This window comes from Halobacillus sp. ABR2_026 (assembly GCF_056158545.1).
Genome location: NZ_JBSWTM010000001.1, coordinates 2,968,694 through 2,995,435 on the forward strand (window position 1 = coordinate 2,968,694; position 26,742 = coordinate 2,995,435).

General features: G+C 44.4%; 28 protein-coding genes and 1 other RNA gene. 13 read left to right on the top strand and 16 right to left on the bottom strand.

Going from position 1 to position 26,742, the window contains the following annotated elements:
* Positions 1–8 precede the first annotated feature (8 nt).
* A complete protein-coding gene (locus ACXADE_RS15415) occupies positions 9–614 on the bottom strand; it encodes a YpjP family protein (RefSeq protein WP_474981321.1) in 606 nt (201 codons plus the stop codon).
* A 295-nt stretch (positions 615–909) separates the two neighbouring features.
* Here ACXADE_RS15415 and ACXADE_RS15420 point away from each other — a divergent pair, with 295 nt between their 5' ends.
* The 3 genes from ACXADE_RS15420 (at position 910) to ACXADE_RS15430 (ending at position 3,087) form a co-directional block, all read left to right on the top strand.
* A complete protein-coding gene (locus tag ACXADE_RS15420) occupies positions 910–1,533 on the top strand; it encodes a spore coat protein (protein ID WP_474981322.1) in 624 nt (207 codons plus the stop codon).
* A gap of 118 nt (positions 1,534–1,651) precedes the next feature.
* Complete coding sequence (locus tag ACXADE_RS15425) at positions 1,652–2,269, top strand: LysE family translocator (protein WP_474981323.1); 618 nt, start codon at positions 1,652–1,654, stop codon at positions 2,267–2,269.
* 62 nt (positions 2,270–2,331) lie between these two features.
* A complete protein-coding gene (locus tag ACXADE_RS15430) occupies positions 2,332–3,087 on the top strand; it encodes a YqcI/YcgG family protein (RefSeq protein ID WP_474981324.1) in 756 nt (251 codons plus the stop codon).
* Here ACXADE_RS15430 and ACXADE_RS15435 read toward each other — a convergent pair.
* Entirely contained in the window at positions 3,076–4,392 is a 1,317-nt protein-coding gene (locus ACXADE_RS15435) for an amino acid permease (RefSeq protein WP_474981325.1), read from the bottom strand. The genes ACXADE_RS15430 and ACXADE_RS15435 overlap by 12 nt on opposite strands.
* A gap of 126 nt (positions 4,393–4,518) precedes the next feature.
* Here ACXADE_RS15435 and ACXADE_RS15440 point away from each other — a divergent pair, with 126 nt between their 5' ends.
* Both ACXADE_RS15440 and ACXADE_RS15445 read left to right on the top strand, forming a co-directional pair.
* Entirely contained in the window at positions 4,519–5,451 is a 933-nt protein-coding gene (locus tag ACXADE_RS15440; RefSeq protein WP_474982246.1) for an arginine deiminase family protein, read from the top strand.
* A 110-nt stretch (positions 5,452–5,561) separates the two neighbouring features.
* Positions 5,562–5,996, top strand: coding sequence for a DUF2512 family protein (locus ACXADE_RS15445; protein WP_474981326.1), 435 nt, complete (start codon positions 5,562–5,564; stop codon positions 5,994–5,996).
* A gap of 55 nt (positions 5,997–6,051) precedes the next feature.
* Here ACXADE_RS15445 and ACXADE_RS15450 read toward each other — a convergent pair whose 3' ends face one another.
* From ACXADE_RS15450 to smpB, 6 genes are all read right to left on the bottom strand, one after another.
* The gene (locus ACXADE_RS15450; protein ID WP_474981327.1) at positions 6,052–7,296 is read right to left on the bottom strand and encodes a molybdopterin-dependent oxidoreductase; all 1,245 of its coding nucleotides are present in this window, start codon (positions 7,294–7,296) and stop codon (positions 6,052–6,054) included.
* A gap of 3 nt (positions 7,297–7,299) precedes the next feature.
* The gene (locus ACXADE_RS15455; RefSeq protein WP_474981328.1) at positions 7,300–8,337 is read right to left on the bottom strand and encodes a sensor histidine kinase; all 1,038 of its coding nucleotides are present in this window, start codon (positions 8,335–8,337) and stop codon (positions 7,300–7,302) included.
* Positions 8,334–9,041, bottom strand: a complete 708-nt coding sequence (locus tag ACXADE_RS15460) for a response regulator transcription factor (RefSeq protein ID WP_474981329.1) — start codon at positions 9,039–9,041, stop codon at positions 8,334–8,336. The genes ACXADE_RS15455 and ACXADE_RS15460 overlap by 4 nt, the downstream gene beginning before the upstream one ends.
* Positions 9,042–9,106: 65 nt before the next feature.
* Complete coding sequence (locus ACXADE_RS15465) at positions 9,107–9,439, bottom strand: hypothetical protein (protein ID WP_474981330.1); 333 nt, start codon at positions 9,437–9,439, stop codon at positions 9,107–9,109.
* A 266-nt stretch (positions 9,440–9,705) separates the two neighbouring features.
* Positions 9,706–10,068, bottom strand: a transfer-messenger RNA (tmRNA) gene (ssrA, locus tag ACXADE_RS15470).
* A 100-nt stretch (positions 10,069–10,168) separates the two neighbouring features.
* Entirely contained in the window at positions 10,169–10,633 is a 465-nt protein-coding gene (smpB, locus tag ACXADE_RS15475) for an SsrA-binding protein SmpB (protein ID WP_474981331.1), read from the bottom strand.
* A gap of 155 nt (positions 10,634–10,788) precedes the next feature.
* On the opposite strand from smpB, the gene ACXADE_RS15480 reads away from it, so the two are divergent.
* Both ACXADE_RS15480 and ACXADE_RS15485 read left to right on the top strand, forming a co-directional pair.
* Entirely contained in the window at positions 10,789–11,655 is an 867-nt protein-coding gene (locus tag ACXADE_RS15480; protein WP_474981332.1) for a GNAT family N-acetyltransferase, read from the top strand.
* Between the two features lie 93 nt (positions 11,656–11,748).
* Positions 11,749–12,168 (top strand): Thoeris anti-defense Tad2 family protein, encoded by a 420-nt coding sequence (locus ACXADE_RS15485; RefSeq protein ID WP_474981333.1) that lies wholly within the window; start codon positions 11,749–11,751, stop codon positions 12,166–12,168.
* Between the two features lie 41 nt (positions 12,169–12,209).
* Here ACXADE_RS15485 and rnr read toward each other — a convergent pair whose 3' ends face one another.
* The 3 genes from rnr to secG all read right to left on the bottom strand — a co-directional run bounded on the left by rnr (position 12,210) and on the right by secG (position 15,724).
* Positions 12,210–14,501 (bottom strand): ribonuclease R, encoded by a 2,292-nt coding sequence (rnr, locus tag ACXADE_RS15490; protein ID WP_474981334.1) that lies wholly within the window; start codon positions 14,499–14,501, stop codon positions 12,210–12,212.
* A 38-nt stretch (positions 14,502–14,539) separates the two neighbouring features.
* Positions 14,540–15,283 (bottom strand): alpha/beta hydrolase, encoded by a 744-nt coding sequence (locus ACXADE_RS15495; protein ID WP_474981335.1) that lies wholly within the window; start codon positions 15,281–15,283, stop codon positions 14,540–14,542.
* A gap of 207 nt (positions 15,284–15,490) precedes the next feature.
* The gene (secG, locus tag ACXADE_RS15500) at positions 15,491–15,724 is read right to left on the bottom strand and encodes a preprotein translocase subunit SecG (RefSeq protein WP_474981336.1); all 234 of its coding nucleotides are present in this window, start codon (positions 15,722–15,724) and stop codon (positions 15,491–15,493) included.
* 272 nt (positions 15,725–15,996) lie between these two features.
* On the opposite strand from secG, the gene ACXADE_RS15505 reads away from it, so the two are divergent.
* The 6 genes from ACXADE_RS15505 to ytzI all read left to right on the top strand — a co-directional run bounded on the left by ACXADE_RS15505 (position 15,997) and on the right by ytzI (position 21,856).
* Positions 15,997–16,746, top strand: a complete 750-nt coding sequence (locus ACXADE_RS15505; protein ID WP_474981337.1) for a DeoR/GlpR family DNA-binding transcription regulator — start codon at positions 15,997–15,999, stop codon at positions 16,744–16,746.
* Positions 16,743–17,666: a 1-phosphofructokinase gene (pfkB, locus tag ACXADE_RS15510; RefSeq protein WP_474981338.1), complete on the top strand. Its 924-nt coding sequence runs from the start codon at positions 16,743–16,745 to the stop codon at positions 17,664–17,666. Before ACXADE_RS15505 ends, pfkB begins: the two co-directional genes overlap by 4 nt.
* 6 nt (positions 17,667–17,672) lie before the next feature.
* Complete coding sequence (locus tag ACXADE_RS15515; RefSeq protein WP_474981339.1) at positions 17,673–19,568, top strand: PTS fructose transporter subunit IIABC; 1,896 nt, start codon at positions 17,673–17,675, stop codon at positions 19,566–19,568.
* Between the two features lie 55 nt (positions 19,569–19,623).
* Positions 19,624–19,890 carry a phosphocarrier protein HPr gene (locus ACXADE_RS15520; RefSeq protein ID WP_474981340.1) on the top strand — a complete coding sequence of 89 codons (267 nt, stop codon included), beginning with the start codon at positions 19,624–19,626 and terminating at the stop codon, positions 19,888–19,890.
* Positions 19,891–19,894: 4 nt separating this feature from the next.
* Positions 19,895–21,613, top strand: a complete 1,719-nt coding sequence (gene ptsP / locus ACXADE_RS15525; RefSeq protein ID WP_474981341.1) for a phosphoenolpyruvate--protein phosphotransferase — start codon at positions 19,895–19,897, stop codon at positions 21,611–21,613.
* Between the two features lie 81 nt (positions 21,614–21,694).
* Positions 21,695–21,856, top strand: coding sequence for a YtzI protein (gene ytzI, locus ACXADE_RS15530; protein WP_474981342.1), 162 nt, complete (start codon positions 21,695–21,697; stop codon positions 21,854–21,856).
* Here ytzI and ACXADE_RS15535 read toward each other — a convergent pair whose 3' ends face one another.
* The 5 genes from ACXADE_RS15535 to tpiA all read right to left on the bottom strand — a co-directional run bounded on the left by ACXADE_RS15535 (position 21,857) and on the right by tpiA (position 26,727).
* Positions 21,857–22,453 (bottom strand): nitroreductase family protein, encoded by a 597-nt coding sequence (locus ACXADE_RS15535; RefSeq protein ID WP_474981343.1) that lies wholly within the window; start codon positions 22,451–22,453, stop codon positions 21,857–21,859.
* A 10-nt stretch (positions 22,454–22,463) separates the two neighbouring features.
* The gene (locus tag ACXADE_RS15540; RefSeq protein WP_474981344.1) at positions 22,464–23,045 is read right to left on the bottom strand and encodes a YdcF family protein; all 582 of its coding nucleotides are present in this window, start codon (positions 23,043–23,045) and stop codon (positions 22,464–22,466) included.
* 89 nt (positions 23,046–23,134) lie between these two features.
* Positions 23,135–24,421 (bottom strand): phosphopyruvate hydratase, encoded by a 1,287-nt coding sequence (eno, locus tag ACXADE_RS15545; protein WP_226591942.1) that lies wholly within the window; start codon positions 24,419–24,421, stop codon positions 23,135–23,137.
* A 13-nt stretch (positions 24,422–24,434) separates the two neighbouring features.
* On the bottom strand, positions 24,435–25,973 hold the full coding sequence (gene gpmI, locus ACXADE_RS15550; protein ID WP_474981345.1) for a 2,3-bisphosphoglycerate-independent phosphoglycerate mutase: 1,539 nt from the start codon (positions 25,971–25,973) through the stop codon (positions 24,435–24,437).
* A complete protein-coding gene (gene tpiA / locus ACXADE_RS15555; protein ID WP_089651370.1) occupies positions 25,966–26,727 on the bottom strand; it encodes a triose-phosphate isomerase in 762 nt (253 codons plus the stop codon). The genes gpmI and tpiA overlap by 8 nt, the downstream gene beginning before the upstream one ends.
* Positions 26,728–26,742 lie beyond the last annotated feature (15 nt).

The following is a 26,742-nucleotide window of genomic DNA, read 5'->3' on the forward strand; positions in this document are numbered from 1 at the left end:
TTTCTTCTTTATGACATCCATTTCGGTGGAGTATTCTTTTCCCAATAAATATCACCAAGCTCATGGTGTTTCACAAAGTTGTCGTCGTGAAGGTGGTAATGAAAATTAAACCAATATCCTTCGCCCGGTCGTTTATCTCTGCGAACGTGGAAACGGGCTACTTCCTCGTCTGTATGTTTGTTATAAATATTAAAAATTCTCTCCCCGTATCCGGGTGAGGGGTCTTCAGTTATTTCAAAATAAGGGACAACTTCCGGGTCTGCCGAAGTAAGAATATTTTTCATCACTTCTTCAATTTTAGGTAAAATCGTTTCTGTCATGTCTTCATCCACTTTTTCGATGATCCGCGGCCCCATTTTCGTGAGAGTTTGAGATTTAGCCTGTTCTGTCATTTCAGTTATCCAATCCTCAGTCGTCAGAGGCTGTTCTAACGATGGTGGATCGATTTCAAGTTCTTCAGATTCCGTGGAAAAAGAAGATTCTTCTATGTGTCGGTCAGAGGACAGTTCTTTCTTGTCCGCAGCGTCCGTATCCATCTGCATCGGTGGTACATAAAGACCTAAAGTCATAACAGATATAAGTACAACGAATATTTTTCTCATTAGCGGCTTCATATCAGACAATCTCCTTCTACTTCAGGCTACCTTCATTCTACCACTTCCACATAGGTTGTCTATAAGTAAAAAGAAACCATTTCCAGTTGGAGAAAGGGTTTCTTTTTTTCTGAATGGTCACCGACCTCCCGTTCGGAGCTTTGAACGAATACTTCCGATATCATAACCCCCTGCGTCCCATCACCTTCATGGATTCTCCTCATTTCTCCTAAGTGGAGCATGTTGTTATGGAACTCTGTACATGAATTGAATGATTAAGGATAACTTAAAAAGTGAACATGGAGGAGGAGTAGATATGAACCCTAATCAAGGGCAAAACCAACAACAAAATCAGCAAATGCCACAACCCACGATGAACTTAAATCATGGTGGTCATGAATTGTTTGACGCTCACGAAGTCATCGCAAGCTTAATCAACATGCTGGATCAATATCAAATGTATGCCCAGCATATTCAGGACCCGGAACTACAAAGCATCCAGCAGCGTCAACATGCTTTTGTAACGGATATGTACAACACGATAGTCCAGAGCTTCAGTACTGGTAAAGATCCTGCTCAAGCTACAAAGTCATACAAAATGCAGCAAAGCAATGATGTTGTATACGGCATCAAGCCTGGTCAGCCGAAAAAGCCGAACCAATCCGTCAATGACCTGGCTGATAAGGGACTCTCTGCCTATATGCTTGGTCAAACAAAGACTCTCGCCACCTTATTGTCGATGACCGCCCTGGAAATGACCAATCCTGTGCTGCGGCGTGTAGTGGCGGACAGTGTTCCAAACTTCATTGAAATGAGTTACGAAATCTTTCTTTATCAGAACAAGCATGGGTATTATCAAGTACCTCAGCTCCAGCAGCAGGACATGAATCAAATGCTGCAGAGTTATGCGACCGTTCCTGAAGGAAACAAACCTCACTAACCCAAAAAGGACGCCCATCCAAACGGGCGTCCTTTTGTATCTCATGACATTTTATTAATACAAATAGAAAATGATTAATATAGTGTAGGGACAAGAACCAAAAAGGAGGCTGTAAGAATTGCTCTTCAGTTATATTCTCCTCGGTTTATCCCTATCCGCTCCGATCGGTCCTATTAATGCTGCACAGTTGGACAGAGGAATCCGCTACGGATTTTGGCATGCCTGGCTGGTCGGCGTAGGAGCCATGTGTGCGGATGGACTGTTCATGATGTTGATCTATTTCGGACTTGCTCAGTATGTGGAGCTGCCTTTTGTAAAGACGTTCCTCTGGTCCTTCGGTGCCTTCGTTCTGATTTATACAGGGATTGAAAGTTTGACAGCCTCCCCTGCGGATGAGAAGGATAGATCCCCTAATACATCCAAAATGAAATCATACCGTACAGGTTTTCTGATGGCTTTATCCAATCCATTGAACATCCTCTTCTGGATCGGTATTTACGGATCGATATTAGCTCAAATTTCATCTCAACATGGACAATCCCAACTACTTATGTACAGCGGTGGCATTTTTCTAGGCATCATGCTTTGGGACTTCATGATGGCAGGAGCCGCTTCCGGGGCAAGAAAATGGATGACGGGCGGAGTGTTAAGGGGGATCTCCATATTCTCCGGCTTCATGCTGATCGGTTTCGGGATGTATTTTGGTTATCAAGCGGTCAGGATGTTCACAGGATAAACAGTCACCTATCCCCTCTCTCTCCAATAGGATATGGATGTATCCTAGGAGGGAGATTTTTTATGTTGTACACCAAAGAAGATATAGAAAACCACACCATCGACCTAGACCTCTGGCAGTTAGAGGTTTATGAAAAATTTGCCCGGATGATGAATCAGCGGCAAACCCCCTACCCATGTGTCCCCGGCATTCAAGGGTTCCAAAAAAATATGCTGCGATTCGGCTTCGTCGACGACCCGCGTACAGACGCCTGCTCGGATCAACTTGCTGCATTATTAGAAGCATACGGGCGCATATCCAGAGAGACTGGAAACTATGCGTCTCTTGTCGTCTTTTGTGAATCACAAGCGCTTGTAAAGGAACATACGTCGGTTGAAGCATATGAAGACCTTTTTTGGAAAACAATCAATGAAACACATCGAAAAGATCCAGTCCCCTGGCCTGAAGATATCCCAACGACCCCTGAGAATACCGCCTGGGAATTTTGTTTCGGAGGGGAACCTTATTTCGCCTTTTGTGCAACACCTGCCCATAACGTTCGAAACAGCAGAAATTTCCCGTGTATGCTGCTTGCTTTTCAACCTCGGTGGGTCTTTGATGAAATCAATGATACTACTCCCTTTGGAAGAAAAATTAAGCGCGTGATCCGCACACGCTTGGAAGATTATGATGGCATCCCCCCACACCCCGCATTGAAATGGTATGGCCAAAAAGATAACCATGAATGGAAACAGTACTTTATCAAAGATGATGATTCTACCCTGCCTAAATGTCCTTTCTCTGCTTTCATGAACAAAGGGAAAAGCTTACGCCCCTGAATGGGGTGTTTTCTTTTGCTTCACCCAGGAAGCGCCCCCAATCAGGATCAAAAAGGATAAGCTGACAAAAAAACCGATTCTTGTCATGGAATCCAACCAAGTGCCTGAAACAGCTATACCAATAAGCCCGATGCCGATACAGACCACCACGGTTCCCTTTTTCCCTCTTACCATCAACTTTTGGTAAGACATCAGGATGAACGCCCAGTTATACAGAAGCATTAATCCTGCTGCAGTAGTTACATATTCAAAGAGCCGGTTCGGCAGAAGGACGGCGAGGATAATTGAAGAAACAACAACCGAAATAGTAAGGACAAAGGCAGCCTTAGACACCTTCCCTTCTTGTTTTCCCGCAAAGATTTCAGGTGCATCCCCTTCTTCACTTAAAGTCATCAGCATAGTCGTGACCGCATACAGCGAGGCCACCATCGTAGAGAAGCCGGCGATGATCAAGACACTGTTGAACACATGAGGGATCCATGGAAAGGAAAATTCCATCAAGGCTGTGAGAAATGGGCTTTCCTCTGTGGAAATGTTCTGCCATGAAGTGAGCTTGATGACAAAGTAGAATGCAGCGACATACACGAAAGTCAGAATAAAAAGCATCAAAGTTCCAGACTTTGGTGCTTCTTTGGGATTTTTCAATTCATTGGCCATCAATCCCATGACTTCAATGCCACCATAGGCATAAAAGGCATAAAGCAGAGCCCCCCACATGCCGGACCACTTCCCTTCAAAGAAAGAAGATATCGGGAGTTTCACACCTTCCTCATTTCCATTTCCGATCATACCTGTCAAAGCAAGAACAGCGATTAAAATGAACATAAGAATCGCCGACATTTTTATTAATCCAAAAACATTTTCCATCCGCTCCACTTGAGTTATTCCAAGCCAAATCACAAGAAGACCGAGAACGGCAAATACTCCCGCCAGCATCCACAATGGAAGTTTCGGGAACCAAAATTGCGCAAAAATCGCAAGAGCCGTTAACTGACTTCCCATAATCAACATCTCTGACGACCAGTAAACCCATCCGTTACTGAACCCGGCCCATGGACCGAAAGCCTGTTTAGCATAGGTGCGGAATGAACCTTTTTCCGGGTGATTGGCCGTCATAGCTGCCAGCGACCGGAAAACGATATACGTCCCCATTCCCGCTGTGAAATAAGCGATGAGCACGGAAGATCCTGCCTTTTGGATCGCGATACTTGAACCTAAGAAAAATCCTGTACCGATGATGCATCCAATCCCAATAAAGGAAAGCTGCCACCATGAAAATTTCCCTTTGCTATGGACTTCATCCATTTTCATCCCACCTCTTCCGCTTAGTTTGAAAGGATTCGGCAAGATTATGTGTCACCGGAGAATGTTTTCAGAATTGGAGGAGAAAGTATCAAGAGATGATAAAGGAGCGTGACCCAATTGTTAAAAATGACCCCGAATTGCTGGAATGAATATGACGAACTTAAGAGTGTCGTTGTTTGCAAGCCTTCCATCCTTGACGTCCCTAACAAGCAAATTGCTGATGATTTACGTTGGGAAAGGACAGCAGACAGCAATAAAATGAGAGATAACTTCCATCATATGGTAGACGCTATGAGTTCTCAGGGTGTCCAAGTTGTGGATTACTCTCATTTTTTAGAACAAAAAGAAGAGAACTTCCATGAACAATTGATCAACCGAGTCTTTGTACGCGACCTTGCCTGTGTGTTTGGAACAAATGTCTTTCCCGGTGAAGCAGGAACAACGCTCAGGCGGCCAGAGTATAAATACGCTCACAAAGTTTTTCAGGAATGGTTCAATGATGACCAATTCTCGATTCATGAAAACGATCAGACGAATGCATTGGAAAATGGGGATGTTTTCGTCCTTGGGAAAGATGCGGTCTTCATCGATGTCGGCATGAGGACAAGTTATGAGAGTGCCCAACGTTTGAAAGAAAAACTGATTCCTCTTGGTTTTGCTGAGATAGGAGTCATCGACCTTCCACGGCGCGGGGATACCATGCATCTGGATATGAATTTTAATATAACCGGAAGAGGAATGGCTTTAGCCAAAAGTTATATGCGTTATTTCCCAGTAGAAGTCCTTACAACGAACGGCTCCTATTATGTCATGATGCATGAATTTTTAAAGCGGCATGGCTATGACATCATATGGACGGATGACGTCAGGCATACGGTGGCAGACATCAATTTTTTGAATCTAGATCCTGAAACACTGTTAATCAGTAGTAAAGCAAATAAGAAAATCTTCCGACACGAACAGCTCAGAAAAAAGCGCTTGATCGAAGTGGATGTGGATGAACTAGAAGCAGGTGGAGGAGGGATTCGTTGCATGACTCTTCCAATAAAACGAAATTAACTGGAAAAGAGTGATGGTTCAAGCGAAAATGTCTGATGATCCTCTTCCACCTCCTGATGTCTGAATGATGAGCAAAGGATTGTGAAAGGCTAAAAGAGGAGGTGCATTCTTTGGAACATCTGAAATTATTCGCTGTTAAGTTCATCGTTACTTTCGCTGTTTTCATCACGCTTTTAGGATCATGGTTGGCTGTTTCTATTGGAGATGTTTTCCTGATTAGTATGGTTGTGAGCATCGTAGGATACACCTTGGCGGACCGCATCATCCTGGACCGGGCAGGGAACATCTTGACTACCCTCCCCGATGTTGTCATCATTTTCGGCTTTGTCTATGTGATGACAAACGTCGTCCTCCCAGAAGCATTTATATTTACCGCCGTATCCATGGCCACCCTCTCCCTGACTGCATTCGAATACTTCTTCCACCGCTACGTCCTCCATACCCTGGAAGAAGCAGAAGATACCGAAGAGAGTCTCCCCCATTCCTTGGATTCCTATCAGACAGAAACATCGGAAGAACTGTCCCAACACAACGATGGAAAATAAAGTAAGACCTGGTCACCCAAAAAATGGGTGACCAGGTCTTACTTTATTTTCCATTTTAGCTATTCGAGTTTTTTACCCAGGCATTTTTATCATACCCTCGCTTTTCCCAGTATCCGATGTGTTCTTCCTTGATCAATTCGATACGGTTCAGCCATTTGACGGATTTATAAGCATACATTCTTGGAACGATCAACCGGACAGGTCCGCCATTTCTGCTCTCAATAAGTTCGCCATCTATAAGCATAGCTACCATAATATCGTCCCCCATGGCTTGTTCCAACGTCAATGTGTCGGTGTAAACACCATCCTGCGAATAGAACTTTACGTATTGTGCCTCATTCTTAACTCCTGCCGCATTTAAGAGATCCTTCAGTTTGATCCCTTCCCATGTGACATCATAGACGCTCCAGCCCGTTACGCAATGAAAGTTCGAAACCTGGACATCACGGTTCAACTCGACAAATTGCTTCCAATTCCAGGACTGAGAGCGGTCAACGAGACCATCAATTTTAAATGTGAAATTCTGATCGGAAATTTCAGGCATACTGGTTACCGTATAATATCGGAAACTTCCACTACGCCCTCCGCCTACTGGTGGATTTGAGCGTGGAGCAGGGGTTGGCATAGGAGAAAACATTTCAGTCAACGGTAAAGGAGAGGAGGATGGGGGAGTTGTTGCAGAACCAAGGTACGGTTTCAACCACTGATAAATAAACGGCGTGAAAATAAAGGCTATGGCTGCTCCCGTCCCTCTTCTTAAAAGGGTGCGGCGGTTAAGAATTGGATTCCCTTTTTCAATGACCATCCTTTTTTCCTGAAGCTTTTGATCACGTCTTTTTTCCATTTTTTTAAACCGCAAGCTTCTCGTAATGCTGTGATAAATAAGATAAGGAACACCCAGCCATGTCATGATGTCGTGAATGATCAATGCAAATGAACTGAACCTTGGGCCGAAGCTCCGATGGTAGGTCAGTACTAGTCCGGACAGGATGAGAGATAAAAGAATAAATAAAACAACATATAAATTTATTCGATTTCCTCTTCTTTTCCTTAAGGTTTGCAGATGTCTAGTCATTTTCGGACCATAAAAGAGCACTGGTAAAAGACTGATCAAACCCATCCATATATGAATGTCTTTCACCCAAATCCTAACCTGGGGGAGCGATTGTCTAAATTCAGTGGAGACCAGAACAAGGCCAGTGAAGGCAAGAAACGTAAATAGAATAGCATTCCAATGGTGAAGCTGTTTCAGTTGCTGACCGAATTTCTTTTGTATTTGATAGAACACGCGTTTATCCAAGACCTATCCTCCTTCCAGAGGAAGTGAAATTTGAAAAACTGCCCCTTCTCCCTGATCACTGACAACTCCGATTGAGCCGCCATGAGCTTCGACAATATGTTTGGCAATTGCAAGCCCAAGACCAGTTCCTGCCGATTTCTGACTACGGGAAGCTTCAACCCGGTACGTACGCTCAAAAATGAGCGCCTGATGCTCTTTCCTTATCCCTTCTCCCTGATCAGCGACTTCAACATACACGGTCTTCGCATCCTGTCTGATGCGAATGCTTATAGTCGTATCCGGCGGGGAATGGCGCAGGGCATTATCCAGTAAGTTAATCATGACTCTCTTCATTTTTTCCCTGTCGATCAAAGCCCGTTCCATCCGATCAGGCAAATCGATGTCGACCTCTCTTTCTTGTTCTTCCAAAGTGAATCGTTTATGTTCCATAACTTCCAGCATCCATTGATCAAGGGCTACCCATTCTTTATGGAGCTTCAACTGACCCGAATCATAAACAGACAGCTCAAATAGCTGCTGTATCATTTGATCCAGACGCTCAACTTCAAGGGATATGGTATGCATATATTGAGCCTTTGCCCTCGGATCCTCCACTACCCCGTCCTGAATAGCTTGAATGAAGGCACGGATTGAAGCCATCGGCGTCCGGAGGTCATGGGAGATATTGGCTACAAGTTCCCGCCTCGATTGTTCAGACTGATGGATCTGCTGAAAAGATGTCCGCAACCGCTCGTTCATAGCGTTGAACTGGCGAGTAAGCAAGCGTATTTCCTTGGGCCCCTCTTCTGGAATAAGTGACCCAAAATCCTGACCGGAAATTTGACGGGCCTCTTCCGATAACCGCTTGATTGACCGCTCTACCGGAGAGGTCAAAAGATAGTAAACGACAAACGAAAGGGCAGCCGAAAGAATCGTAAGCAAAGACAGCCATCCGATCACTTCAACTGAGAGCAGCATAGAAAAGTAACTGATGATCAAAAAAGTACTCATCAAGAGAATACTACTTCCATTTGCAAGTAAAAAAATGGTTTTGATTTTCATTTCGATTCCCCCGGGTCAAACTTATAGCCAATGCCCCATACCGTGTGGAGAAGCAGCGGCTTGGAAGGGTCTTTTTCTATCTTTTCCCTCAGCCTGCGGAGATGTACTGTTACCGTCGTTGTATCTCCATCATAAGAGGTTTCCCAAATTTGGTGGAGAAGCTGGCTTCTAGAAAACACCTGCTTCGGATGACTCATTAGTAGGAGAAGCATATCAAACTCTTTAACGGTCAGATTAACAGATGTACCGTACGCAAAAACTTCCCGTGTCGCTGTATTTAATACAACTCCTCCTGCTTCTATTGTTTCCCTTTGCTCACGGATAGCAGGATTCGAAGAGTCCATTAAACGGAACATTGATTTGACTCTTAACACCAACTCCTGCGGGTTGAAAGGTTTGCTCATGTAATCATTCGCACCGATTGTCAGTCCGAATAAACGGTCGTAATCCTCGGACTTGGCCGTAAGCATGAGAATCGGCGTTTCATCCTCCCCACGTATCGTCTCACAAACCTGCCAGCCATCTACGTGAGGCATCATCAAGTCTAATATGATTAAGTCGGGATGATACTCCCGCCATAGCCGGAGAGCTTTACGGCCATCGTATGCTTCTATTATAAAAAAACCTTCTCTTTCTAAATAACGTTTGCAAACATCTACGATCGAATTTTCATCATCCACGATCAGCACCGTTCTCTGCTCCAACTCGATTCCCCCTTTTGCCCACTTTTTATTATCATAGCATGAACAGCAAAAGGGAACGGGAGGACTTACTGACCTTCCATGTCGTCATTGTCCATATCATCGCTTTTCTCCATATCACTACTGTCACCACTCATGTCATCGTCGCCTTCCATATCACTGCTTTCCTCACTCCTATCATCATTGCCTTCCATGTCATCGTTGCTCTCCATATCTGATTCGGAACCTTCCATATCCATGTTTTCCTCACTCATCTCACCATCGTCACCATTCATATCCTCGCCGCTTTCCATCTCTTCCTGCTGTTCACCTTCCATTTGATCCTCTCCATCATTACCTGATCCACAAGCAGCAAGTGTTACTACAGATAGCAAACCTATCATCAGCATCCATTTCTTCATCGTGTTGATCATCTCCTTTCGATTTGTCTTCAGTGTAAAGGACAGGACTTACAGATCACTTAAGGAAACCTTACAAAAGTATTAATACTTTCTAATATAGAGGGAAACTCCTGAATAGGAGGAGGGAATGTAAAAGGAATCGTGCGCAAAAAAGCCGGGAAGCGATAGCTGCTATCACTTCCCGGCTTTTTTATTTTATTTGAAAGGTTACCACCTGTATTCATGAGTCAGGCATATAGACATAAAAAAACCACCAATATATGTATTGGTGGAGACGGTGGGAGTCGAACCCACGTCCGGAGATATCGGCACTCGGGCTTCTACGAGCGTAGTTGATATATTATTGTTCACTTCCTCTTCAGCCTACCAACAGGCTTCCGAGGAGCTAGCCTGATTAGTCTCTTCGTTTTTCCTCAGGCGGTGGAAAAACGCGTAGCCCACTTTAGTTTGAGACCCTTCATCTAGCACATGGGCGATGCCAGGAAGGATCAGCTATAGACTACTTACGCAGCTACAGCTAGGTTTTCGTTAGATTCGCCAGTTATATTTAGGCAAATGACGGTTTTACGAGGCGTCGCTCGACTCGCGACCCGAGCTCGACCTATCCCCGTCGAATCCGTAACGTCCCCGTTAGGATTAAGGGATAACAGTCAAGCTGTTGATCCATGTCGTAATGACGACAATAAACATTATAGCACAAATATATTATTTTTCAAGCTCAGGAGATTCTTATCGAAGACTATCCTTAATGGCACGGTCAATTTCGCGATTCTGCTGTTTCCGCTTCAAGTCTTCACGCTTATCATATTTCTTTTTCCCTCGACCGACACCAACCAATACTTTCGCCACACCATTTTTAATGTAAACTTTCAATGGAACCAGCGAATACCCTTTTTGCTGAGTTTGGCCGATCAGCTGATTTATTTCTTTACGATGGAGCAATAGTTTGCGTGCACGTGTCGGTTCATGATTGTAAATGTTCCCCTGCTCATATGGAGAAATGTGCATGTTGTGCAGGTATACTTCCCCTTTATTGATGCGGGCAAAACTGTCTTTCAAGTTCAACCGCCCGTTTCGAATCGATTTGATTTCAGTCCCCTGCAATACGATTCCCGCTTCAAAAGTTTCCTCTATGGCAAAATCGTGACGGGCTTTTTTATTTTGAGCTAACGTTTTTCCATGTCCTCTAGGCATAGCTTTTCCTCCTCTGTTGCGTCCCTTTATTGTACCAAAATACTCGTCCATTTCCAATTGATCGAACATATGGGGATTCTGGTTTTAAAAATAGACTTCAAAGGTCTGCCTGTGAGAATATTAAAGAGACCTGTACGATAAAGGAGATCGAACATATGGAACAAGTGATGAATGTTAAGCCTTTAACCATGGAAGACTACCCATCCCTGAAGAAAATGGATACTGGGATTGAAGACGACTATGTGGTCAGAATTTTCGACCGTCTGATCACATCGGAAAGCCATGAACTTTTTGGTCTGTTTCATAGGGAACAATTGGTTGCCGTCGGTGGGTACAGTTTGTTCGGCCAGGGGAAATTCGCCATGCTTGGGCGTCTCCGGAGTGACCGGCGTTTTCAGATGAAAGGGAATGCTACCGAACTATTAAAACCCATTGTGAATGCCCTAAAGGACGATCCTCAAGTCCATTGGATCGGTGCGAATACACATCTCGGAAACCTCCCTGCCCGACGCGTCCTCGAGAAACTGGGAATTGAGCAGGGACCTATCATTCATTACCTCGTACTTAAGCGCCCTGAACGAATCACTGGACACACGCCCGGTCCTATCTGGACGCCTGTCCATGACTTAAACAAAAAACGCGAACTCTTGAATCATTTACAGGAAAATGCTCTGGAGATATTCCCTTACGAATGTTATTATCCATTCCCCTATGACCCTGCGTTGTTCACCGACGAATATCTGAAGGAATGCGCGTTCTTTGAAAGTCCTGATCAACAGCGCTTCATCGTTATTAAGAAGGACACAAAGAAATATGATTACTCTCATGTGAAATACTTTTGGGACGATCATTATCAACAACCAGGCTGGTTCGAGACGGTTCTCCACCATTGGGCAGAGCACTCTGAGCACGTCGGCTGTTGGATTGACTTCTCTGATTGCGGATTCAAGAAGATTCCTGACCTGGAGGCTTACGACGTCCAGAACCCGTGGATCCTGTATGGCACATGGAAAAAGGCATAATTATAGAAATACTTCTGCTCATATTGACAAGTACCTTCATAGTATTTAGAATCCTTTAAGGAAATATTTTAACGCAAGAAAGGATTAAAGACTATGAACTTTATGCAAGCCGCTCAGCTGTTAGATGAAGGTCATGCTTTGGAACGTCATACATGGAAGAATTCCGGATATATTGTGAAAGATGAAAAAGGGAAAATCGTATATTTTGATCATAATGAACCTGCGTTTTATTCCTTAACAACAGAAGATGCCCTGGCAGCGGATTGGGAACAAACAACGAAAGACCAATGGACGATCGTATCTGTTTCTCATGACCGTGAATTAATGGAGGGGCGCTTGTTCGTCTCTTATCATATTTGCTCTGAAAACGAAGGAAGCATTATGAACAATCACCTGGTGGAAGAAGATGAACTTTCTCAATGGGCCCGATACGTGAAATTGGATATGGCCAACTCTTCCCGTTATTTAAATGAACAGGATGTAGCAACTGTCCAAGACGCGATCAGTGCTTAACTCCCATAGAAAAAACGCGCGAAATCCTTCGCGCGTTTTTCTTATTTTTTCTTCTTTTTATTTCCTTTTTTCGGAACACCTTTATTTCTATAGAAAGGCTTATTCCCTTTTTGCTTGTTCTTCTTTTTATCTTTGTTACGATCAGGTCCTTTGGACTTGATCTGTTTCGGACGCTCCGGACGCTTCCGTTCTTTCCTCGGCTTCATGCCATCAATCTCAAAGTCAACGACTCGTTCCTCTATGTTGACGTTCGTCACTTTGATGGTGACTTCATCACCTATACGGAAGACATTCCCTGTACGCTCACCAATCATCGCATATTGTTTTTCATGGTAATGATAGTAATCGTCGGTCAGGGTGCTGACATGGACGAGACCTTCTACTGTATTCGGAAGTTCAACAAACATGCCGAAGCTAGTGACCGAACTGATGACACCCTCGAATTCTTCTCCGATTTTGTCCTGCATGAACTCGGCTTTCTTCAAGTCGTCTGTTTCCCGCTCCGCATCAACGGCTGCTCTTTCCATTTCTGAGGAGTGACGGGCAATTTCCGGCATTTGATCCTTCCAGTGCTTCCGTGTTTTGTAATCCAGCTTTTTCTCAACCAAATACGTGCGGATCAGACGGTGGACGATCAAGTCCGGGTACCGGCGGATTGGAGATGTGAAGTGTGTATAGAAATCTGTCGCAAGACCGAAGTGACCGAGACCTTGCGGGTCATATTTCGCCTGCTGCATGGAACGAAGCATCAGTTTGGATATGATCATATCCTCCTGCGTATCTTTCACTTCTTCCAGCACTTTCTGCAAGGCTTGTGGATGAACATTGTCTGCCGTGCCTTTGACAGAGTACCCCATGTTGGCGACAAACTCAAAGAAGTTCTGTAGTTTATCTTCATCTGGATCCTGGTGAATACGGTGAATGAATGGAACATCCATCCAGTGGAAGTGTTCAGCAACCGTTTCGTTGGCTGCCAGCATGAACTCTTCGATCAACCGCTCAGCAACGGAACGCTCACGCAAGCGAACATCCACCGCTTTTCCTTCTTCATCCACTACGACGCCCGCCTCTTTGAAGTCAAAGTCAATAGCGCCGCGCCCCATTCTTTTTCCTCTAAGAATACTCGCAAGTTTCTCCATGTCCCTGAACATCGGTACAAGTTCTTCATACTTCTGGATCAATTCAGGATCTTCATCTTGAAGAATGCTGTTCACATCTTTATAAGTCATACGTTCATTGGTTTTAATGACACTTTGGAAAATCTCATGGTTCACGACTTCCCCGCGGCTGTTAATTTCCATTTCACACGTCAAGGTTAGACGATCCACTTGCGGGTTCAGGGAACAGATGCCGTTGGATAACCTGTGAGGGATCATAGGTATGACCCGGTCTACTAAGTAAACACTTGTCGCTCGCTCACGCGCTTCCTGATCAATCGGCGATCCTTCTTCTACATAATATGTGACGTCTGCAATGGAAACGCCCAGCTTATAATTGCCGTTGTCGAGTTTTTTGACCATAACTGCATCGTCAAGGTCCTTAGCATCGGCTCCATCAATCGTAACAATGGTTTCATCTCTCAGATCCCGGCGATTCTTAATTTCATCTGGATTGATTTCATCCGGTGTGTCAGCTGCTTGCTGCAGGGCTTCTTCCGGGAAATCCATTTTGATGCCGTGCTTGTGAATAATCGAAATAATATCAATACCTGGATCATTTTTGTGACCGAGGATTTCTACAATTTCACCTTCCGCGCTCATTCGATCTTCTGGGAATTTCGTAATGTTCACGATAACTTTATGACCGTCGATCGCCCCGTTATTCTGACTCTTCGGGATGAAAATATCATTAGGGATACGTTTATCATCGGCAATGACAAACCCGAAATTCCGGCTGGATTCGTAGGTCCCGACTACGCGTGTCGTCGCCCGTTCAAGAATTCGGATCACGGTTCCTTCAGGGCGTGTTCCATCCTCTTTTCTTTTCTCAATCCGTACAAGGACTTTATCGTTATTCATAGATGAATGAAGATCAGAATGGTGAATGTATACGTCATCCTTATCCTCTTCATCGGGAATGAGAAAGGCGAACCCTTTCGCATGCATTTGAATACGACCGCGGATCAAATTCATTTTCTCAGGAAGACCGAAGCGGTTTTTTCTTGTCCGCACTAGTTCTCCTTCTTCTTCAAGCTCATTGAGTGCCTTCATGAGGTCCTTGAAGTCGTCGGAACTTCCAAGCTCCAGCGTCTCTTCAAGCTCTTGTACAGATAATGGCTTCGATGCTGTTTCTTTGAAAAAGTTTGAAATTTGCTGTTTCAACTCTATACTCAATTGTCTTACCTCCTTTTAAATGAAGGACAACACTCCAGTCAAGACCAGTCGAGAGACTCGAGGAAAGCGAGAATATCTTCGTGCAACTGCTCTTTTTCCTTGTCCATCGTAATGACGTGACCAGAGTTTTTGTACCATTTAATATCTTTTTGATTGGATTCTACTTGTTCATAAATATAGTTTGCACTATCCGTATTAATCATTTCATCATTTTCTGCTTGTACGACAAAAGCAGGGGTATAAATTTGATCGATCTCATGATGAACTTCTGTAATGAACCCGCCCAATTGTTTGAACATTTCTTCCGATTCATTCAGCAGTTCCTCTACTTCATAGTCGATGGTTTCTTTATCTTTCCCTTCCAGTTGCTTGTACTGGCGTGCTTTAAACTCAAACCCCTGGGTCAACTGTTTTTCATTGTCGAAAAACATAGGCGAACACATTGTAATAATCCCTTTGATTGGTTCGGAATAAGCGAGCTTCAGACCCAGTACTCCACCTAGAGACAAACCAGCGACAGCAATTTTCTTATACCCAAGCTCCCGCAAATGGTTAAGGGCGCTTTGGACATCTGCCCACCAGTCTTCAGGTCTGGCATCAATCAAGGCTTCAAGCTCTTTCCCATGCCCGGCGTATATGGGCGCATGAGACGTATAGCCATGCTTCTGAAGAAAACGTCCGAGCATACGTACATCTGCCGAGTGACCGGTAAAACCATGTAATAATAATACCGCACGTTCTCCTTCCTCAAACGTAAATGGCTGAGGTTGTTTAATTTTCATGTCATTCTCTCCTTACTTCATCTATGTCCTTATTTTAAGATTTCATTCTAAAGTGCAATGGATTCTATTTTACCAAAATTACGCTCCCCTGGCACATGTTGCATGAGAACCTTTAACACTCATTCAGACACAAGCTTTCCGCAAAGCGGAAACAGGGGGGAAATAATAAAAAAACTGTGCTCCTTTGGGGAGGCACAGTTTTTTTGATTATCCAAGGATATATGCAGTCAAAAAAGCTAAAACAAAGAAAAGAACACCTGTCACCACAGTAGCCTTGTGAAGGAAGGCGTCGATTCCCCGCGCTTTCTGCTTTCCGAATAGTTGTTCCGCTCCACCAGAAATAGCTCCTGAAAGACCGGCACTCTTTCCTGATTGCAATAGTACAAGAACAATCATCGCAATGGTATTGATGGTCAGTAAAGTAATCGTAAGTGTTTCCATGATGTGCCCACACCTCCTAAAAACGTACAGATAACTAGTTTAAATGTAGCACAAATGCCCATCATCAGCAAGCGAATTTTGAAGTCTGAAAAGAGTACACAGCCCCTTACTCTCCTCCTGTCATTTAAGATCCATTCGCATGAATCCTATCCCTCATTTGATCGTTCATGAAAATTAGTGATTGTTTTTGATTACTTTTGAAAGATTATGGTTGATTTTTGTAAGGGTTTTCTTTATGATTAAATTAGATAACAAGCAAGGAGTGTAGGGAAATGCTTACTCCAGAACGCCAAGAACTTATACTAAAAACTGTCAAAAACGATCACACTTCTAAAATCAAACGATTGGTCGAAGTCACAGGAGCATCTGAATCCACCATTCGCCGCGATTTAGACCAGCTGGAAGAACAAGGTCTGCTTCGACGTGTGCATGGCGGGGCGTCACTTCGGAGTTCAACCAGTGAAGAACCGACCATGGGTGAAAAACTCACGAAGTTTCACACAGAAAAACAAAAGATCGCACGATTCGCAGCATCTATTGTCCAGGATGGTGACTGCATCTTCATCGATGCAGGTTCAACTACTTATGAAATGATCCCGTTCCTTAAGGAAAAAGACATCATTGTCGTTACGAATGGTTTGACTCATCTAGACGCATTGAATGCTCACAAAATCAAAACCTACGTTTTGGGCGGCTTGATGAAACATCAGACAGGGGCAGTTGTTGGGGCAGGTGCTATTCAGAACCTTCAGCAATACCGATTTGATCAGTGTTACATGGGAGCCAATGGAGTAACTGCGCAGGATGGTTTTACAACGCCAGATCCAGAGGAGGCGGCGATTAAACAGATGGCATTGAGCTTATCCAAGAATCGTTATGTACTCGTCGATCATTCTAAATTTGAGAAAGTTTCCTTCATGAAGTTTGCTGATTTGAAAGAATCATCGATTATTACCAACGATAGCGGTGAACCTATGGAAGACTACCGCGATATAACGAATATAAAGGTTGTGACAACATGATTTACACATGTACTTTGAACCCTTCGATCGATTACATTATGAACGTCGAAGGGTTTGAACCCGGAGCGCTGAACCGCGCCAAAGGAACGTTCTATTATCCAGGAGGCAAAGGGATCAACGTTTCCCGCGTCATGTCCCGCCTGGAGGTTAAAACAAAGGCATTAGGCTATATCGGAGGATTTACAGGTACTTTTGTCCAGCAATTTCTAGATGAGGAAGACATTGCCCATGCCTTTATTGATACTGCTCAGAACACAAGGGTGAACGTTAAGCTGAAAAGTTCAGGTGAAACCGAAATCAACGGGCCGGGACCTGATATCTCAGAAGATCTCCAAAGAGAGTTGTTAGACCAGGTAAGCAACCTCACCAGTGAAGATGCACTTGTGCTGGCCGGAAGCCTCCCCTCCTCTCTGCCAGCGGATTTTTATATTACAATGGCATCCATCTGCGCAGAGAATGATGTGAGAATTATAGCCGACACTTCAGGAAAAGCTTTGGAACAACTGCTGGGGCAGCCTCTTTTTCTATTGAAGCCGAATCATCATGAATTGGGGGAGCTTTTCAATGTTGAGATAGATACTAAAGAAAAAGCTGCCATGTATGGAAAGAAGCTTACCGAACAGGGTGTGGAACACGTCATCGTATCCATGGGAGGTGAAGGTGCCGTTTATACAGGGCACGACCGCCAGCTTTTTGCCAATGTACCCAAAGGTCAAGTGAAGAACTCAGTAGGAGCAGGCGATTCCGTTGTCTCAGGCTTCCTTGCTGCACTGGAAAAGGATGAAACAATTGAAAACGCCTTTCGATATGGAGTGGCAGCCGGCAGTGCCACCGCTTTCCAGGATGACCTCTGCCAAAAAGAAGATGTGGAACAACTGCTTGAGCAAATCCATGTTTCAACTATAAATAATGGGGAGTGATTAACCATGAAAATCACAGATTTATTAACGAAAGAAACCATCGCTTTGAACATGTCGGCTTCTTCAAAACCGGAAGCGATTGATGAGCTTGTCGGTCAATTAGATAAAGCCGGAAAGCTGAATGATCGGGATGAATTCAAGAAGGCCATTGAGGCGAGAGAACAACAAAGCACCACAGGGATTGGTGAAGGAATTGCCATCCCCCATGCGAAAACGGCCTCTGTTAAAGACCCGGCCATCGCATTTGGACGCTCTCAGGAAGGGTTGGATTATGAATCGCTGGACGGACAGCCCACCAATCTATTCTTTATGATTGCCGCTTCCGAAGGAGCAAACAATACACATTTAGAAACACTTTCCCGTCTCTCTTCCTTTTTAATGGATAATAATTTCCGTAAGCAATTGGAAGCTGCCAAAACAGAAGCAGATGTCATTGAAGCGATCAATGCAAAAGAAGCTGAAGATGAGGAAGAAGAAACAACAGAACAGAGCTCAGGGAAAATTTTAGCGGTCACTGCTTGTCCGACTGGTATTGCGCATACGTATATGGCTGCTGATAAATTGAAAGCGACGGCAAAAGAAATGGGTGTGAACATCAAAGTTCAAACCAATGGCTCAAGCGGAGTGAAAAACCGTTTAACACATGAAGATATCGCTGAAGCTGATGCTATTATTGTAGCTGCAGATACGAAGGTGGACATGGAAGCGTTCCAAGGGAAACCTGTTATTGAAGTACCTGTGGCTAAAGCGATTCACGAACCGAAGGAATTGATTGAAAAAGCCACAAAGAAAGATGCTCCTATTTATCAAAGCACAGGCGAACAAAAAGAAAGTTCTCAGGAAAAAGGTCAGCGTACAGGATTCTATAAACATTTGATGAACGGTGTATCGAACATGCTTCCTTTCGTTGTTGGTGGAGGAATACTAATCGCGATTTCCTTCTTCTGGGGTATTAATTCAGCGGATCCTTCGAACGCTGAATATAACCGATTCGCTGAAATGCTCAGCATTATCGGTGGCGGAAATGCGTTCTTCCTTCTCGTCCCTGTTCTTGCCGGGTTCATCGCATCAAGCATTGCCGATCGGCCAGGTTTTGCTCCAGGTATGGTTGGTGGATTGATCGCGGTTACGCAGACAGCCAACGAGAACGCGGGCAATGGTTCTGGTTTCCTTGGCGGTTTAATTGCAGGTTTCCTTGCCGGTTATATTACTTTACTCATTAAAAAGTGGCTCGAAGGATTGCCAGCTATATTAGATGGAATGAAGACGGTACTTTTCTACCCTGTCCTTGCTATTTTTGGTACAGGTATGATCATGTTACTCATCAACCCGGCTCTTACTAGTGTTTATACAGCTCTTTTCAACTTCCTGGAGAATATGAGCGGATCCAACCTTGCCCTTCTAGGACTGATCGTCGGAGGTATGATGGCTGTAGATATGGGCGGACCTGTTAACAAAGCAGCCTATACATTCGGTATCGCAGCACTTGATGCAGGAAACTATACGTTCATTGCTGCAGCTATGGCTGGTGGAATGGTTCCACCGCTTGCCATGGGATTAGCAACAACACTTTTCAAAAATAAATTTACAAAACAAGAACGTGAAACAGGTAAAGCGGCTTACCCGCTTGGAGCATTTTTCATCACAGAAGGAGCGATTCCGTTTGCAGCGGCCGATCCAGCTCGTGTCATTCCTTCAATGGTTGCCGGTAGTGCATTAACAGGTATGCTTACCATGCTATTCGGAATCGGTCTGAGAGCCCCTCACGGCGGGATCATCGTAGCTCCACTTGTTGAAGGTGGATTCATGCAAGTGGTCCTTTATCTTGCGGCCATCATTGCCGGTACAATTCTTTCAGCAATTGTTGTAGGATTCTTGAAAAAAGACCTTCAAAAGGCTTAAAATAATAAAGTTAGGGTAACTCATAAACAAGAGCATGTTTCAAGGAGGAATAATAATGGTAGAAAAAACTTTCAAAATTACATCGTCAGACGGTGTTCACGCTCGTCCAGCAACTGTACTTGTACAAAACGCAGGTAAGTACGAGTCAGATATCAACCTACATTACAAAGAAAAATCCGTGAACCTTAAATCCATCATGGGCATCATGAGCCTTGGAATCCCTGCAGACGCTGAAGTGAAGATCACAGCTGAAGGCAGTGACGAACAAGAAGCAATTGATCATTTGGAAACAACTATGAAGAATGAGAACCTGGGGGAATAACAGCATGACACAGCTTCAAGGTATTGCGGCTTCCAGCGGTATAGCGATCGCTAAAGTATACCGCCTGGAAGCGCCGGACCTTTCTTTCGAAAAGAAAGATATCGACCAACCGGAACAAGAAGTTAAACGACTGCATGACGCTTTGGAAACTTCAAAATCAGAGCTTGAAAAAATCAAAGAACATACGAGAAAATCATTGGGTGATGAGCACGCTGAAATTTTCTCTGCCCATCTCTTAGTGTTGAGCGATCCTGAATTGATTCAACCGATCGAAGATAAGATCAAGAGCGACAACGTGAACGCAGAATCTGCTCTTTCTGAGACAGCGAACATGTTCATTGATATGTTTAAGAACATGGATAATGAATATATGCGCGAACGTGCGGCTGATATCAATGACGTGACAAAACGTGTCATGGCTCACCTTCTGGAAGTTACATTCCCGGATCCAGCCTTAATCAATGAAGAAGTTGTCATCGTTGCGGACGATTTGACTCCTTCAGATACCGCTCAATTGAATAAACAATACGTAAAAGGATTTACGACTGACATCGGCGGCCGTACCTCCCACTCTGCTATCATGGCTCGTTCCCTGGAGATTCCTGCCGTGGTCGGTACGAAAAACATCACCTCTCAAGCTGAGAAGGATACCATGATCATCGTCGATGGAATCAATGGCGATGTCATCATCGATCCGAACGAAGACCAAATTGCAGAATACAAACAGAAGCAAGACGACTTCGAAAAGCAAAAGCAGGAATGGGCCAAGCTTAAAGATGAAACGACTGTTACGTCTGAAGGCGACCATGTCGAGCTTGTTGCGAATATCGGTACACCAGACGACGTAGAAGGCGTCTTAAATAACGGTGGTGAAGGTGTCGGACTTTACCGTACAGAATTTCTGTATATGGGTAAAAGTCAACTTCCTACAGAAGAAGAACAGTTTGATGCGTACTCTTCTGTATTGAAACAGATGGAGAACAAGCCTGTCGTTGTCCGTACACTTGATATCGGTGGCGATAAAGAGCTTGATTACCTGGACCTCCCTGAAGAAATGAACCCGTTCCTAGGTTATCGTGCGATCCGACTCTGCCTAGAACGTGATGACATCTTCCGTGTTCAGCTGCGTGCCCTACTGCGTGCCAGCGTCCATGGAAACTTGAAAATCATGTTCCCAATGATTGCTACCTTGGAAGAATTCCGTCAGGCAAAAGCGATCCTCGATGAAGAGCGCACAAACCTTAAAGAAGAAGGTCACTCGATTGCTGATGATATCGAAGTCGGCATGATGGTTGAGATTCCTGCAACAGCAGTAATTGCCCGTCAATTCGCAAAAGAAGTCGATTTCTTCAGTATCGGAACCAATGACTTGATCCAGTATACAATGGCTGCTGATCGTATGAACGAACGTGTATCATACCTGTACCAGCCTTATAACCCGGCTATTCTTAACCTTGTCAACAATGTTATTGAAGCTGCACACGCCGAAGGCAAATGGGCCGGCATGTGTGGAGAGATGGCGGGTGACGAAATTGCTATTCCACTTCTTCTTGGACTTGGATTGGATGAGTTCAGCATGAGCGCAACCTCCATCCTTCCTGCCCGTACACAGATCAGAGATCTATCCAGAAAGGAATGGACTTCCTATAAAGAGCAGATCCTTTCTATGGGCACGGCAGAAGAAGTTGTTGCATTCGTTAAAGAAAAAACGGAGACCAAGTAGTATTTGTGATCTGAGTGTGGGACAATAGGATTGTGCCGAATAATGTTCGGCAAGTTTTCGTAAAGAAAGAGATGTGTTTCCATGACATTTACTGTGATCATGATCGTATGTATCGCCATTGTGCTTGGGATTGCCGCCATGTTCGGCATGGCTGTCTCTAAAGGATACGAATACAAACACACGGTAGACCCTTTGCCTGATGAACAACACTCGAAAGACGATCATAAAAAAGCTGACGCTTAATCAAGCGTCAGCTTTTTCATTTTCATTATAAATGGAGAGTTTTTGATGGATGGGTGTACGGGTTTTCGGTTTAGGGATGCGTTTCGGCAAGCCTATTTGCAAAACCGATACCAATTTATATCGATCGACGTCGAGACCGACCTCCTCTGAAAATTTCTCATCATGGAGATACGGACTTGTTGTCCACAGCATACCTACCCCCGCCTCCCACGCAAGAAGCTGAACATTCTGTATATAAGCACATACGGCAGCATAATCTTCTTCATACTTACGGACGTCCCTATCCTTTTCCATATAAACTAATGCATGATGAGGGATGTTCAATAAAAAATCTCGAATTCCTTCTTGCAGGCTATGCGCTTTTTCAGGATCATATCCTGCAAAGAACCCCTCCCGCTCATAACTCTCCAAGACGCACCTGGCATACTCCTTTACCCCTTCATCCTGATACAACCGTATCTTCCAGGGTTCTTTCATCCGATGGTTCGGCGCCCAGGCAGCCTCAGAAAATATTCGCTCCAGTACCTCCTCTTTCACTTTTCCCTGTTGATACTCGTGAACAGAACGGCGGGAACGAATCGCCTCCAGCAAATCCATCACGTACACCTCACAAAATAATCAAGTTTGTCACCGGCTGCCCCATCCAGTATCCCCATTCCCTTAAAAAGAAAGGAACCTTAGTTTCCATGCTTTTATAAGCAGAATATTGAGTCGGAACACCTTCCACTTTCATATCTAATTGTTCCGCCATGGCAACAGCCCTTTTCAAATGAAACTGATCACTGACAATGAGAAAAGAATGGATTCCTTTTTCATGACTCACTTCTTTGGCATTGCTCAAATTGTCTTCTGTAATCAGAGAACGATCCTCGTACAGAATATCTTCTTCATTTACTCCGTGTTCCATGGCATAGGATTTACCGACTTCAGCTTCAGAGGAAGCGGCTTTTTCACTTTTGCCACCGGTAAGGATCAGGAATTCAACCTTACCATCCTTGTACAGCTCAATCCCTTGTTTAAGACGTCCTTCAAAGACAGGACTTGGCTTCCCATTCCATTGGGCGGCTCCCAATACAATCGCGGCGTCCGCTTTAGAATCTTCCGACTGCCCATAATTCCATACTGAGTACCCTGTATAAAGAGCATACAGGACCATTAATCCTAAAATAATACGAATGATTCTTTTCATAACTTCTGGTTCTCCTACTAGTAAATATATGTACCATCATACCATAGAAAAAAGCCTCTCTGAATAATCAGAGAGGCTTTTTGTAAACATTATTTATTCAAGTTGTAGAATGCTTTCTTGCCCGCATATGTTGCAGTTCCAAGCAGCTGGTCTTCGATACGAAGAAGCTGGTTGTACTTCGCTACGCGGTCCGTACGGGATGGAGCACCTGTTTTGATTTGACCCGCATTTGTCGCAACAGCGATGTCTGCAATTGTCGCGTCTTCTGTTTCACCAGAACGGTGAGAGATGACAGCTGTGTAACCAGCGCGCTTCGCCATTTCGATTGCTTCGAAGGTTTCAGTAAGTGTACCGATTTGGTTCACTTTGATCAGAATGGAGTTGCCAACGCCTTCTTCAATCGCACGGCTTAGCTTCTCTGTGTTTGTTACGAACAAATCGTCACCGACAAGCTGTACGCGGTCTCCGATACGGTCTGTAAGAAGTTTTGTACCTTCCCAGTCGTTTTCATCAAGACCATCTTCAATGGAAACGATTGGATACTTGTTCACAAGCTCTTCATACCAATCAACCATTTCTTCAGACGTACGTACCACACCTTCACCTTTCAGGTTGTACTTACCATCTTCATAAATCTCAGAAGAGGCAACGTCCATTGCAAGCTGCACTTCTTCGCCTGGCTTGTAACCAGCCGCTTCGATCGCTTCGATAATTGTAGATAGAGCTTCTTCGTTTGAACCAAGGTCCGGAGCGAATCCGCCTTCGTCACCTACAGCCGTGTTGTAGCCTTTGCCACCAAGTACTTTCTTAAGAGCGTGGAAAATCTCAGCACCCATGCGAAGCGCTTCTTTGAATGTCGGCGCGCCAACAGGCATGATCATGAATTCCTGGATGTCTACATTGTTATCCGCGTGCTCTCCACCGTTTACAATGTTCATCATTGGTGTTGGAAGCGTAGCTGCTGTGAATCCTCCAAGATATTTGTAAAGTGGAAGACCTACAACGTCTGCAGCTGCGTGAGCAACAGCCATGGATACGCCAAGAATAGCGTTCGCACCAAGGTTTCCTTTGTTTTCTGTACCGTCAAGCTCTCTCATCATCTGGTCGATGATGACTTGCTGTGTTACGTCCATACCTAGAAGGTTTGGAGCAATCTTTTCGTTTACGTTATCAACAGCGTTTTGTACGCCTTTGCCAAGGTAACGTTCTTTGTCACCATCACGAAGTTCTACCGCTTCGTATTCACCAGTGGAAGCACCACTTGGAACAAGTGCTGTACCGAAGGCTCCGGATTCTGTATAAACTTCTACTTCAACAGTTGGGTTACCACGAGAGTCAAGGACTTCACGTGCATATACGTCAGTAATGTAAGGCATGAATATCTCTCCCTTATTTTTTAATGAGTGATGTTCCTGTCATTTCTTCAGGTTGTTCAACATTCAAGAGCTCCAGCAATGTTGGTGAAAGATCACCAAGAATTCCTCCATCACGGAGTTCCGCCCCATCCTTCGTTACAATGACGGGCACAGGGTTTGTTGTATGAGCTGTCATAGCGTCTCCATCCAAGGTCGTCACCTCATCAGAGTTCCCATGGTCAGCGGTTATAATTGCATGTCCACCTTTTTCGTGTATCTTATCTACGATCTTGCCTAAGCATTCGTCCACGGCTTCAATCGCTTTAATAGTCGGCTCAAGCATCCCTGAGTGTCCAACCATATCAGGATTGGCAAAGTTTAGAATGATGGCGTTGTGCTTTTCAGCATCCAGTGCTTCAAGAAGAGCATCTGTAACTTCATAAGCACTCATTTCTGGTTTCTGATCATACGTCGCTACTTTCGGAGAATCGATGAGGATGCGCTCTTCCCCTTCGAATTCTTTTTCGCGGCCGCCACTCATGAAAAACGTCACGTGTGGATACTTTTCTGTTTCAGCGATACGCAACTGCTTCATGTCATTGTCAGCAAGGACTTCCCCGACTGTATTTTTCAAGTCATTCGGAGGGAAAGCAATCTTACTTCTGACCTGGTCACTGTATTGCGTCATTCCCACAAAGTGAAGGTTTTTCGGTGCTCTGTCTCCACGCTCATAACCGTCAAAGTCGTCATTTGCAAATGTACGAGAAAGCTGGATGGCGCGATCTGGACGGAAATTGAAGAAAATGATACTGTCTTCATCTTCTACTTTTCCGATTGGGTTGTTGTCCTCATCTGTTAGAACAACAGGCTCCACAAACTCATCATACACTTCCTGCTCATAAGAATCGTCGATGGCTTTGATTGGATCCTTGTACGTCGAGCCTTCACCGTAGGCAATGGCATCATAAGCTTTCTTGACACGCTCCCAGCGATTGTCACGGTCCATCGCGTAGTAACGACCAGATAGGGTAGCGATTTGGCCAACGCCCACTTCTTCAATCGCTTCCTGTGTCTGTTTGATATAAGTCTTAGCCGATTTCTGACCTACATCACGGCCATCTAGAAAGGCATGGATGAAAACTTTCTCGAGCCCTTCTTCTTTCGCCAGCTTCAAGGTAGCGATCATATGGTCGATATGACTATGGATACCACCATCAGATAACAGACCGAAAATATGAAGAGCTTTATCTTTCGCTTTCGCTTCACGAACCGCGTTCAGCAGCACTTCATTCTCAAAGAAATCCCCTTCACGAATGGAAAGGTTGATTCTTGTAAGACTTTGATAGACGACACGGCCTGCGCCAATGTTCAAGTGTCCAACTTCAGAGTTGCCCATTTGACCTTCTGGCAGTCCTACAGCTTCCCCGCATGCCGTTAATTGAGAATGGGGGAATTGGTTCCAGTAACGATCAAAGTTTGGGGTGTTCGCTTGTTTGACAGCATTCCCTTTCTCTTCATCACGAAGAGCGTAGCCATCAAGGATGATTAAGGCAGCAAGGTTTTTCTTACTCATTCTTACCTGCCTCCACTAGTTTTAGGAAAGAATCAGCTTCAAGGCTGGCTCCTCCTACTAGAGCACCATCGATGTCGGACTGAGAAAGAAGTTCATCAACATTAGCAGGCTTCACACTGCCACCGTACTGAATGCGGACAGCCTCTGCAGCATCTGCACTGACGTAATCACTGACGACTTTGCGGATATGTGTACAAACTTCATTGGCTTGTTCAGAGGTTGCTGTACGACCGGTACCAATCGCCCAGATTGGTTCATAAGCAATGATCGTTTCCGCACATTGATCGTTTGTCAAACCGTCCAATGCTTTTTTCACCTGGGTTTCAACAACGTTCATCGTTTCATTCGCTTCACGCTGTTCCAATGATTCACCTACACAAATGATTGGAGTCAGGCCATGGTTGAATGCCGCATGGACTTTCTTGTTGACCTCTTCATCGGTTTCTTTGAAGATTTCACGACGCTCGGAGTGACCAAGAACTACGTAAGAAACGCCAAGTTCTTTCAGCATAACCGGGCTTACTTCACCGGTGAAAGCACCACTTTCTTCAAAATGCATGTTTTGAGCTCCGATTTTAAGGCTTGTGCCTTCTGTTTCCTCTACAAGCTTTTGCAGAAAAGGAAATGGAGCACAAACAACCGATTCTACCTGCTCTGAAGAAGGAACTTCATTCTTTGCTGTTTGAATAAAATCTTCCGCTTCACGGTGGTTTTTATTCATTTTCCAATTACCTGCGATTACTTTTTTACGCATATGGTTTCACCTCTC

Coding starts and splice junctions, on each gene's coding strand:
- ACXADE_RS15515 (WP_474981339.1), top strand. CDS start 17,673: ATGAAAATCACAGATTTATTAACGAAAGAAACCATCGCTTTGAACATG.
- ACXADE_RS15440 (WP_474982246.1), top strand. CDS start 4,519: ATGACCCCGAATTGCTGGAATGAATATGACGAACTTAAGAGTGTCGTT.
- eno (WP_226591942.1), bottom strand. CDS start 24,421: ATGCCTTACATTACTGACGTATATGCACGTGAAGTCCTTGACTCTCGT.
- ACXADE_RS15495 (WP_474981335.1), bottom strand. CDS start 15,283: ATGAAAATTAAACAACCTCAGCCATTTACGTTTGAGGAAGGAGAACGT.
- smpB (WP_474981331.1), bottom strand. CDS start 10,633: ATGCCTAGAGGACATGGAAAAACGTTAGCTCAAAATAAAAAAGCCCGT.
- ACXADE_RS15420 (WP_474981322.1), top strand. CDS start 910: ATGAACCCTAATCAAGGGCAAAACCAACAACAAAATCAGCAAATGCCA.
- ACXADE_RS15520 (WP_474981340.1), top strand. CDS start 19,624: ATGGTAGAAAAAACTTTCAAAATTACATCGTCAGACGGTGTTCACGCT.
- ytzI (WP_474981342.1), top strand. CDS start 21,695: ATGACATTTACTGTGATCATGATCGTATGTATCGCCATTGTGCTTGGG.
- ACXADE_RS15540 (WP_474981344.1), bottom strand. CDS start 23,045: ATGAAAAGAATCATTCGTATTATTTTAGGATTAATGGTCCTGTATGCT.
- ACXADE_RS15505 (WP_474981337.1), top strand. CDS start 15,997: ATGCTTACTCCAGAACGCCAAGAACTTATACTAAAAACTGTCAAAAAC.
- ptsP (WP_474981341.1), top strand. CDS start 19,895: ATGACACAGCTTCAAGGTATTGCGGCTTCCAGCGGTATAGCGATCGCT.
- ACXADE_RS15485 (WP_474981333.1), top strand. CDS start 11,749: ATGAACTTTATGCAAGCCGCTCAGCTGTTAGATGAAGGTCATGCTTTG.
- ACXADE_RS15415 (WP_474981321.1), bottom strand. CDS start 614: ATGAAGCCGCTAATGAGAAAAATATTCGTTGTACTTATATCTGTTATG.
- tpiA (WP_089651370.1), bottom strand. CDS start 26,727: ATGCGTAAAAAAGTAATCGCAGGTAATTGGAAAATGAATAAAAACCAC.
- secG (WP_474981336.1), bottom strand. CDS start 15,724: ATGGAAACACTTACGATTACTTTACTGACCATCAATACCATTGCGATG.
- ACXADE_RS15535 (WP_474981343.1), bottom strand. CDS start 22,453: ATGGATTTGCTGGAGGCGATTCGTTCCCGCCGTTCTGTTCACGAGTAT.
- ACXADE_RS15455 (WP_474981328.1), bottom strand. CDS start 8,337: ATGAAAATCAAAACCATTTTTTTACTTGCAAATGGAAGTAGTATTCTC.
- ACXADE_RS15430 (WP_474981324.1), top strand. CDS start 2,332: ATGTTGTACACCAAAGAAGATATAGAAAACCACACCATCGACCTAGAC.
- ACXADE_RS15480 (WP_474981332.1), top strand. CDS start 10,789: ATGGAACAAGTGATGAATGTTAAGCCTTTAACCATGGAAGACTACCCA.
- gpmI (WP_474981345.1), bottom strand. CDS start 25,973: ATGAGTAAGAAAAACCTTGCTGCCTTAATCATCCTTGATGGCTACGCT.
- ACXADE_RS15435 (WP_474981325.1), bottom strand. CDS start 4,392: ATGGATGAAGTCCATAGCAAAGGGAAATTTTCATGGTGGCAGCTTTCC.
- pfkB (WP_474981338.1), top strand. CDS start 16,743: ATGATTTACACATGTACTTTGAACCCTTCGATCGATTACATTATGAAC.
- ACXADE_RS15465 (WP_474981330.1), bottom strand. CDS start 9,439: ATGAAGAAATGGATGCTGATGATAGGTTTGCTATCTGTAGTAACACTT.